Below are 9528 nucleotides of genomic sequence, written 5' to 3' on the forward strand. Positions count from 1 at the left end.
CCCGGCCGACGACGACCGGAAGGGACCCGTTGGGCCTGCTGCTGCTCCTCCACCTCGTCGCCGCGGTCGCCGCGCCGCTGCTGGTCCGCTGGTGGGGGCGCCAGGCGTTCCTGGCGTTGGCGCTGGTCCCGGGCGCGGCCTTCGGCTGGGTGCTGACCCGGCTGGGCACGGTCGTCGGCGGGGGGGAGGTCCGCGAGACCGTCTCCTGGATCCCGGCGCTGGACCTGCAGATCGCCCTGCGGCTGGACGCCCTGTCGCTGACCTTCGCGGCCCTGGTCACCGGGGTCGGTGCGCTGGTGCTGGTCTACTGCGCCCGCTACTTCGAGCCCGACGACGAGGGCGTGGGCCGGTTCGCCGGGGTGATGACCGCCTTCGCCGGCTCGATGCTCGGCCTGGTGCTCGCCGACGACGTGCTGGTGCTCTACGTCTTCTGGGAGCTCACCACCGTCTTCTCGTTCCTGCTGATCGGTGGGTCGGGCGGCAAGCTGGCCGGACGGCGAGCGGCCAGCCAGGCGCTGCTGCTCACCACCGCCGGCGGCCTGGCCATGCTGGTCGGGCTGCTGCTGATCTCCTCGGCCAGCGGCAGCCGGCTGCTGTCGGTGATCGTGGCCGACCCGGGCAGCGGCCCGGTGCTGGTGGCCGGCATGGTGCTGGTCCTGGCCGGTGCGGTGACCAAGTCGGCGATGGTGCCCTTCCACTTCTGGCTGCCGGCCGCCATGGAGGCGCCCACCCCGGTCAGCGCCTACCTGCACGCCGCAGCGATGGTGAAGGCCGGCATCTACCTGGTCGCCCGGCTGGCCCCCGGCTTCGCCGACGTGCCCGGCTGGCGGCCGATCGTGCTGGGCCTGGGCGTGACCACCATGCTGATCGGTGGCTGGCGCTCGCTGCGGCAGAACGACCTCAAGCTGCTGCTGGCCTTCAGCACGGTCAGCCAGCTGGGCTTCCTGATCACCATGGTCGGGGCCGGCAGCGAGGAGCTGGCCGCCGCCGGGGTGGCGATGACCGTCGCGCACGCGCTGAGCAAGTCGACGCTGTTCCTCACCGTCGGGGTGGTCGACCACGCCACCGGGGTCCGCGACCTGCGGCTGCTCTCCGGGCTGGGACGCCGGATGCCGGTGCTCGCCGGGATCGGCACGCTGGCCGCGGCCAGCCTGGTCGGGCTGCCCCCGTTCCTGGGCTTCGTGGGCAAGGAGGCGGCGTTCACCGCGCTGTGGGACGGCGGCCTGCCCGACCGGCTCAGCGCCGTCGTCGTCCTGGTCGGGCTGGTGCTCGGGTCGGTGTTCACCGCCGCGTACTGCGCCCGCTTCCTGTGGGGCGCCTTCGCCCGCAAGCCGGGCCTGCCGGAGACCGCGCCGGAGGAGCTGGAGCACCACCCCGGACCGCTGTTCCTCGCCGCGCCGGCCGTGCTCGCGCTCGCCGGGCTCGCCGCCGGCCCGGCCAGCCCGCTGCTGGACCACCTGGTGGTGCGCTACGCGGAGACGCTGCCGCTGATCGCGCCGGAGGCCGAGCACCTCGCCCTCTGGCACGGCCTGCAGCCCGCGCTCGCGCTCTCCGCGGTCACCCTCCTCGGGGGCGCAGCGATCTTCGCCCTGCGCTCCCGGTTCACCCGGCTCCAGCACCGGCTGGCCGTCGGGGCCTCCGCCGACGAGGGCTACTGGAACACCCTGCAGGGCCTCGACCGGCTCGCCGTCGGAGTCACCGGGACGACGCAGCGCGGGTCGCTGCCCACCTACCTGGGCACCATCCTGGTGGTCGTCCTGCTGCTGCCCGGCGGGGTGCTGCTGACCCGCACCCCGTGGCCGGACGAGTGGCGCGCCTGGGACACCCCGCTGCAGGCGCTGGTCGGCGCGATCATCCTGATCGCAGCGGCGCTGACGCTGCGGATCCGGCAGCGGTTGTCGGCGGTGCTCGCCGTCGGGGTCACCGGGTACGGCCTGGCGCTGATGTTCGTGCTGCACGGTGCACCGGACCTGGCCCTCACCCAGTTCCTGGTGGAGACGCTGAGCCTCGTCGTCTTCGTGCTGGTGCTGCGCAAGCTGCCCAAGGACATCGGCGACCGGCACCGGCCCGCCGAGCGCACGGCGCGTGCGGTGATCGCCGTCTGCGTCGGGGTGGTCATGGCCGGGGTGGGCGCCGCGGCGCTCAGCGCCCGCACGGCCAGCCCCGTCTCCGCCGACATCCCCGAGCTGGCGCTCGAGGAGGGGCACGGGCAGAACGTGGTCAACGTGATCCTCGTCGACATCCGCGCCTGGGACACCCTGGGCGAGCTGTCGGTGCTGGTCGTGGCCGCCACCGGGGTGGCCAGCCTGGTCTTCCTGCGCCGCCGCACCGGGGCCGTCGACCGGGCGGGCGAGGCGCACACCTCGGGAGGCGACGGGAGCGACGCGCGGCGGGCGCCCCGCCGCCGGTGGCTGTCGGCGTCCTCGACGCTGGCGCCGCAGCGCAGGTCGGTGGTGCTGGAGGTGGCCACCCGCTTCCTCTTCCACACCATCGTGGTGTTCTCCGTGTTCCTGCTGTTCTCCGGCCACAACGACCCCGGTGGCGGCTTCGCCGGTGGGCTCGTGGCCGGGCTCGCCCTGGTGCTCCGCTACCTGGCGGGGGGCCGCTACGAGCTCGGTGAGGCGGCGCCGGTCGACCCGGGCCTGCTGCTGGGCGCCGGCCTGCTGCTGGCCGGCGGCACCGGGGCCACCGCGCTGCTGCTCGGTGGGAACGTGCTGGAGTCGGCCTACCTGGAGGCCGACCTGCCGGTGCTCGGCCACGCCAGCCTGCCGACCGCGCTGTTCTTCGACATCGGCGTCTACCTGATCGTGGTCGGCCTGGTGCTGGACATCCTGCGCAGCCTCGGCGCGGAGCAGGACCGCCAGGAGGAGGAGCAGGACCCCGTCGACGCCGCTCAGGGCGAGGTGATCATCCGATGACCCCCACCATCGTGCTGCCGGTCGTGATCGGCGGGCTGTACGCCGCCGGCGTCTACCTGCTGCTGGACCGCAGCCTGACCCGGGTGATCCTCGGGTTCATCCTGCTGGGCAACGCCACGAACCTGCTGGTGCTCTCCGCCGGCGGTGCGGCCGCCATGGCGCCGATCTTCGGGTACGCCGAGGCGGAGGAGATGAGCGACCCGCTCCCGCAGGCGCTGGTGCTCACCGCGATCGTGATCACCTTCGGGGTCACCGCCTTCCTGCTGGCAGTGGTGCACCGGTCCTGGCAGCTGGTCCGCCAGGAGGTCATCGAGGTCGACGAGGAGGACCGCCGGGTCGCCACCCGGGAGGGCATGGACGCCGACGACATGGACCCCGACGAACTCCCGACGGAGGACCGGCCGGCCGGGAAGGGGAACGCCCTGCACTCCGACGTCGACGTCGAGGAGCGCCTGGCCCAGCGGTACGCCGGCGTCGCCTCCGACGACATCACCCTCCCGCCGACCCGCGGCGGCCAGACGTGATCGGCCAGCTCGCGCCCCTGCCGGTGCTGCTCCCGCTGCTGGGTGCGGCCGCCACGCTCCTCGTCGGCCGCCACTCGTCGCTGCAGCGAGCGGTGAGCATCGTCGTGCTCACCGCGGTGGTGGCCGTGTCGGTCGCCCTGCTGCTGATCGCCGACGCCGACGGGGCCGCCGCGGTCGCCGTCGGCGACTGGCCGGTGCCGGTGGCGATCATGCTCGTGGTCGACCGGCTCTCGGCGCTGATGCTGGTCGTGGCCAGCACGGTGGGGCTGGGCGTGCTGGTGTTCGCCGTCGGGCAGGGCACCGCCGACGGCGACCGGAACACCCCGCTGTCGATCTTCCACCCGACGTTCCTGGTGCTCATCGCCGGCGTGAGCTACGCGTTCCTGGCCGGCGACCTGTTCAACCTCTACGTCGGCTTCGAGGTGCTGCTGACCTCCAGCTACGTGCTGCTCACCATGGGCGGCTCGGCGCCGCGGATCCGCGCGGGCATCACCTACGTCGTGGTCAGCCTGCTCAGCTCGCTGCTGTTCCTGGCCTCGATCGCGCTGGTCTACGCCGCCACCGGCACGGTCAACCTGGCCCAGCTGGCCGGCCGGCTCGGTGACCTGCCCGACGGCACCCAGCTGCTGCTGCACAGCCTGCTGCTGATCGCCTTCAGCATCAAGGCGGCGGTCTTCCCGCTCTCGGCCTGGCTGCCCGACAGCTACCCGACCGCGCCGGCGCCGGTCACCGCCGTCTTCGCCGGGCTGCTCACCAAGGTCGGCGTCTACGCCATCATCCGGACGCAGACGCTGCTGTTCCCCGACGGCGCGCTGGACGACGTGCTCATGTGGGCCGCGCTGGCGACGATGGTGATCGGCATCCTCGGCGCCGTCGCGCAGTCCGACATCCGGCGCCTGCTGTCCTTCACCCTGGTCAGCCACATCGGGTACATGGTCTTCGGCATCGCGCTGGCGTCGACGGCGGGGCTGGCCGGCGCGATCTTCTACGTCGTCCACCACATCGCCATCCAGACGACGCTGTTCCTGGTCGCCGGGCTGATCGAGCGACGCGGCGGGACGATGGCGGTCGACCGGCTGGGCGGGCTCGCCACGGCGTCCCCGCTGCTGGCGGTGCTGTTCTTCGTCCCGGCGATGAACCTGGCCGGGATCCCGCCGTTCTCCGGGTTCATCGGCAAGGTGGGCCTGCTCGGCGCCGGGGTCTCCGACGGCGGCTGGCTGGCCTACCTGCTGGTGGGCGGCGCGGTGGTGACCAGCCTGCTCACCCTGGTGGCGATGTCCCGGGTCTGGACCCGGGCGTTCTGGCGTCCGCCGGCCCAGGCCGCGGCGGCGGACTCCGCCGCCGCGGCGGCCCGGGACGCCGGCCCGGACGACGGTCCCGAGGAGGAGCCGCCGGGCGCCGACGAGCCGACCGACGAGGCCGAGGACGTCGACCGGCCGGCAGGCGGGGCGACCTCCACCACCACGGCCCGGCGGACGGGCCGGCGGGGCGCCTGGGCACGGCACGTCGCCGTGGCGACCGCGGGACCCGTGGGCGGCGACGGCCAGCCCAGTGGCGGCGACGAGGACCGGGCGCCGTCCCTGCGGCCGCTGCCCGGGGTGATGACCGGAGCCACCGCGGTCATGGTGGCCCTCACCGTCGGGCTCACCCTGATCGCCGGCCCGCTGTACGGGATGACCACCCGGGCGGCCGCCGACCTGCGGGACCGCACGCCCTACATCGAGGCCGTCTACGGCGAGCAGGGCCGGCCGTGAGCGGCGCACTGCGGCTGCGGCACCAGCTGCCCGCGCTGATCTGGCTGGTGCTGATCTGGATCCTGCTGTGGGGCAACTGGTCCTGGGCGAACCTGCTCTCCGGCATCCTGGTCGCGGGCCTGGTGGCCACCGTGCTGCCGCTGCCCGCAGTGGTCGCCGGGGCGCGGCTGCACCCGCTGGCCCTGCTGGTCTTCGCCGGGTACTTCCTCAAGGACCTCACGGTCTCCAGCGCCCAGGTGGCGTGGCAGGCGATCCGGCCCAGCGGGATGCAGCAGGGAGCGATCATCGCCGTCCAGCTGCGCACCGACTCCGACCTGCTGCTCACCCTCATCGCCGAGTCGCTGACGCTGGTCCCGGGGTCGATCGTGCTGGACCTGGACCGGCCGCGGCGGACCCTGGGCATCCACCTGCTGCACGTCGACGACGCGGACGACGTCGAGCGGCAGCGCGCCGGGGTCCTGACGATGGAGGACCGGATCGTCCGCGCGTTCGGCACCAGCGAGGACATCGCCCGCCTCGACGAGGAGGAACCGGCGTGCGAGGGCACCCCGGACCCCGGACCCCGGGAGGTGCAGCGGTGACGGTCTTCTCGTTCCTGGTGTACGCGATGCTCGGGGTCGGTGCGCTGCTGGCGATCGGCCGGCTCGCGCTGGGGCCCTCGCTCCTGGACCGGGTGGTGGCCACCGACACGCTGCTGGTGATCATCACAGCCGGGCTGGCCCTCTACGCAGCCCTCCAGCGCGACCCGACGATCGTGCCGGTGCTGGTGGTCGTCTCGCTGCTGGCGTTCGTCGGGTCGGTGGCGGTGGCCCGGTACGTCGGCGGCATGCTCATGCGCTCGTCGGTGGACGACGGCGAGGAGAGCGGGCTCGCCCCGCCCGGGGTCGAGCAGGGCGACCCGCGCAACGGGGAGGCGGCGACGTGAACGACTTCGACTCGGTGCCCGACTGGATCGCCGCGGCCCTGCTGTTCGTCGGCGCCTTCCTCTGCCTGACCGCAGGGCTGGGCGTGCTGCGCTTCCCCGACGTCCTCTCCCGGATGCACGCCGGCACCAAGCCGCAGGTGATGGGCGTCCTGCTGATCATGGTGGGCGGGGCGATCCGGCTCACCGGCTGGTCGGCGACCTGGATGCTGCTGCTGGTCGCGGCGTTCCAGCTGATCACCGCTCCGGTCAACGCGCACATGGTCAGCCGGATCGCCTACCGGCGCCGGCACGTCCGGCGGGACCTGCTGATCGTCGACGAGCTCGTGGACGCCCAGCGCGGCGCGGAGCTGCGCGCCGGCGAGGAGGGCATGACCGGCGACCAACCGGCGGACGCGCCCGAGGGCACCCGCACGGCGGGCATCGGTGCCGAGCCCGGCGATGACGCCCGCCCCGACGACGACGCCCGCCCCGACGACGCCCGCCCGACCGGCACCGGCTGACGCGACCGGCCACCGGCGCCGCGGCCCTCCGCGGGGCACCGCGCTGCCGGGCTGGTGGCCGGCACGGCCAGACGACCGTGCCGGCCCCGCTCAGCGCTGGGCGCGGTTGACCGCGGAGACGATCGCCCGCAGTGAGGCGGTGACGATGTTGGCGTCGATCCCGACGCCCCACAGCACCCGCTCGCCGACGGCGCACTCCACGTAGGAGGCGGCGCGGGCGTCGCCGCCGGACGACAGCGCGTGCTCGGCGTAGTCGAGCACCCGGACGTCGACGTCCACGCTGCTCAGCGCGTCGACGAACGCGGCGATCGGGCCGTTGCCCCGGCCCTGCAGGGTCACCGGCACCCCGCCGTCGAGCAGCTCGACCCGGATCTCGTCCGGGCCGCTGCCCGAGGCGGTGTGCTCGTGACCGGCGAGCGTGAACCGGCCCCAGGGGGCGTCGGGGTCGGGCAGGTACTCGTTCGTGAACGCCGACCACATCTGCTGGGCGGTGACCTCGCCGCCCTCGTCGTCGGTGTGCCGCTGGACGACCGCGCTGAACTCGATCTGCAGCCGCCGGGGCAGGTCCAGCTGGTTCTCGGTCTTCATGATGTAGGCGACGCCGCCCTTGCCGGACTGGCTGTTCACCCGGATGACGGCCTCGTAGCTGCGACCGACGTCCTTGGGGTCGATCGGCAGGTAGGGGACCGCCCAGGGGATCTCGTCGACGGTCTTCCCGGCCGCCTCGGCGTCGGCGGCCAGCGCCTTGAAGCCCTTGTTGATCGCGTCCTGGTGGGAGCCGGAGAACGCGGTGTAGACCAGGTCGCCGCCGTAGGGGTGCCGCTCGTGCACGCCGAGCTGGTTGCAGTGCTCGACGGTGCGGCGGATCTCGTCGATGTCGGAGAAGTCGATCTGCGGGTCGATGCCCTGGCTGAACAGGTTGAGCCCCAGGGTGACCAGGTCGACGTTGCCGGTGCGCTCGCCGTTGCCGAACAGGCAGCCCTCGATGCGGTCTGCGCCGGCCCGGTAGCCCAGCTCGGCCGCAGCCACGGCGGTCCCGCGGTCGTTGTGCGGGTGCAGGGAGAGCACGACGGCGTCCCGGCGGGCCAGGTTGCGGTGCATCCACTCGATCTGGTCGGCGTAGACGGTCGGCTCGGCCATCTCCACCGTCGCCGGCAGGTTGAGGATCGTCGGCCGGTCGACGGTCGGCTCCCACACGTCGGTGACCGCGTTGCAGACCTCGACGGCGAACTCCAGCTCGGTCCCGGTGAAGGACTCGGGGGAGTACTCGAAGCGGATCTCGGTGTCCCCGGCCTGCTCGGCCAGCTTGCGCACCAGTCGCGCGCCGTGGACGGCGATGTCGGTGATCCCGGCCCGGTCGGAGCCGAACACGACCCGTCGCTGCAGGGTGGAGGTCGAGTTGTACAGGTGCACGATCGCCTGCTTGGCGCCGCGCAGGGACTCGAAGGTCCGCTCGATCAGCTCGTCGCGGGCCTGGGTGAGCACCTGCACGGTGACGTCGTCGGGGATCAGGTCGTCCTCGACCAGCTGGCGGATGAAGTCGTAGTCGGTCTGGCTGGCCGCCGGGAAGCCGACCTCGATCTCCTTGTAGCCCATCCTGACCAGCAGCTCGAACATCCGCCGCTTGCGCTCGGGGCTCATCGGGTCGATCAGGGCCTGGTTGCCGTCCCGCAGGTCGACCGCGCACCAGCGCGGCGCCTGGGTGGTGACCTTCTCCGGCCAGGTGCGGTCGGGCAGCGGGACCGGGGTGAACGGCGCGTACTTGCCGATCGGCATCCCGGAGGGGCGCTGGGGGTTGCGGGCGTGCGGGTGGGACTCGCTCATGGGAGGTCTCCTCGTGCGCGGGCTGTCGTGCGCGGACGGCGCAACAGCTCCGGTGAGGTCAGCATGCGCCGGGTACGCGCGAACACCGCGGCGAGGGGGCCGACCTAGGAGAGGGCCTCGCCGCGGCGGGTAAGCAGGAGGTTGCCGCGCACGTCGATGACGGTAGCAGCGGAGCCCCGGCCCGGCACCCCCTCGGGGCGGCCGGGCGTCGGTCAGCCGATGTCGCACCGGCACGGGCAGCCTGCGACGTGCGGCCACCGGTCGCCGGCGACCAGGAGGGCGTCGCAGCTGGGCGGGCAGGTGCAGACCGGGTCGGCTGCCGGCGGTGGTCGCTCGCCGGCCAGGAACCGTCGCTGCCGCTCCTCGGCCGCGCGCCGGACCGCTGCCTGGGTGCGGGCCCGAGCCCGCTCGGGCAGCGAGTCGCCCGGTGTCGGCAGGTGGTGGTCCGGCGCCTCCCCGCTGCGCCGGCGCTGGTCGCGGTACCGGCGCTCGCGGCTGAAGGTGTAGCGCGGCGGGGTCGCCCGGGGCAGGTGCGGACCGCCCCACCAGTCCTCGTCACCGTGGCGGGTGTCCAGGTGGGCCGGGAACAGGCGGCCGGCGCCGTCCCGGACAGCGGCGTCGGTCATGCCGGGTGCCTCCCGGCCCCGCTCGTCGAGCACCGCCAGCCGCAACCCGGCGAGCTGCGCGGCCCGCTCCAGCACCCGGACGTCCAGCCCCCGCACCCCGGACTCGACGGCGGCGACCGTGGACTTCGAGACCCTCAGGCGCTCGGCCAGCTCTCGCTGCGAGAGGTCGCCCATCCGCCGGATCCGGCGCAGCAGGCCCGGCAGGGCGGAGTCGGTCACGCCGTCAGCGTCGCGGCCCCGCCGTCGGAGGGGGAGCCGGATCGGTGATCTGTGGAAGGTCGTGCTCTGCCCACAGGGGGTGGGCAGACCTCGAAGACCGCGCCCCGGGTGTTCCTCCGCGGACAGTCGTGGGGGGGGGGGGGGGGGGGGGGGGGGGGGGGGGGGGGGGGGGGGGGGGGGGGGGGGGGGGGGGGGGGGGGGGGGGGGGGGGGGGGGGGGGGGGGGGGGGGGGGGGGGG

8 protein-coding genes are annotated in these 9528 nt (G+C 74.1%); 6 read left to right on the forward strand and 2 right to left on the reverse strand.

The genetic code is table 11. The annotated features are described in order from the left end of the window. Nucleotides 1-29: 29 nt before the first annotated feature. Genes ACI795_RS17800 through mnhG form a run of 6 tightly spaced genes read left to right on the forward strand, consistent with a single transcriptional unit; the run spans nt 30 to nt 6621 of the window. Nucleotides 30-2918: a Na+/H+ antiporter subunit A gene (locus ACI795_RS17800; protein WP_457076909.1), complete on the forward strand. Its 2889-nt coding sequence runs from the start codon at nt 30-32 to the stop codon at nt 2916-2918. Continuing rightward, entirely contained in the window at nt 2915-3442 is a 528-nt protein-coding gene (locus ACI795_RS17805) for a Na(+)/H(+) antiporter subunit C (protein WP_457076910.1), read from the forward strand. Before ACI795_RS17800 ends, ACI795_RS17805 begins: the two co-directional genes overlap by 4 nt. Next, nucleotides 3439-5196, forward strand: coding sequence for a Na+/H+ antiporter subunit D (locus ACI795_RS17810; RefSeq protein WP_457076911.1), 1758 nt, complete (start codon nt 3439-3441; stop codon nt 5194-5196). Before ACI795_RS17805 ends, ACI795_RS17810 begins: the two co-directional genes overlap by 4 nt. Beyond that, complete coding sequence (locus ACI795_RS17815) at nt 5193-5777, forward strand: Na+/H+ antiporter subunit E (protein WP_457076912.1); 585 nt, start codon at nt 5193-5195, stop codon at nt 5775-5777. Before ACI795_RS17810 ends, ACI795_RS17815 begins: the two co-directional genes overlap by 4 nt. Beyond that, on the forward strand, nt 5774-6121 hold the full coding sequence (locus ACI795_RS17820) for a monovalent cation/H+ antiporter complex subunit F (protein ID WP_457076913.1): 348 nt from the start codon (nt 5774-5776) through the stop codon (nt 6119-6121). The genes ACI795_RS17815 and ACI795_RS17820 overlap by 4 nt, the downstream gene beginning before the upstream one ends. Beyond that, complete coding sequence (gene mnhG / locus ACI795_RS17825; protein ID WP_457076914.1) at nt 6118-6621, forward strand: monovalent cation/H(+) antiporter subunit G; 504 nt, start codon at nt 6118-6120, stop codon at nt 6619-6621. The genes ACI795_RS17820 and mnhG overlap by 4 nt, the downstream gene beginning before the upstream one ends. Nucleotides 6622-6711: 90 nt before the next feature. Here the strand turns inward: mnhG and leuA are convergent, their stop codons facing one another. Together leuA and ACI795_RS17835 are read right to left on the reverse strand one after the other, a co-directional pair. Then, entirely contained in the window at nt 6712-8445 is a 1734-nt protein-coding gene (gene leuA / locus ACI795_RS17830; RefSeq protein WP_457076915.1) for a 2-isopropylmalate synthase, read from the reverse strand. A 212-nt stretch (nt 8446-8657) separates the two neighbouring features. Beyond that, nucleotides 8658-9290: a helix-turn-helix domain-containing protein gene (locus ACI795_RS17835; RefSeq protein WP_457076916.1), complete on the reverse strand. Its 633-nt coding sequence runs from the start codon at nt 9288-9290 to the stop codon at nt 8658-8660. Nucleotides 9291-9528 lie beyond the last annotated feature (238 nt).

Source organism: Modestobacter sp. SYSU DS0290, from assembly GCF_054050955.1.

Bases quoted from the DNA above. Each gene is read 5' to 3' on its own strand.
- ACI795_RS17805 (WP_457076910.1), top strand. From the start codon at position 2,915: ATGACCCCCACCATCGTGCTGCCGGTCGTGATCGGCGGGCTGTACGCC.
- leuA (WP_457076915.1), bottom strand. From the start codon at position 8,445: ATGAGCGAGTCCCACCCGCACGCCCGCAACCCCCAGCGCCCCTCCGGG.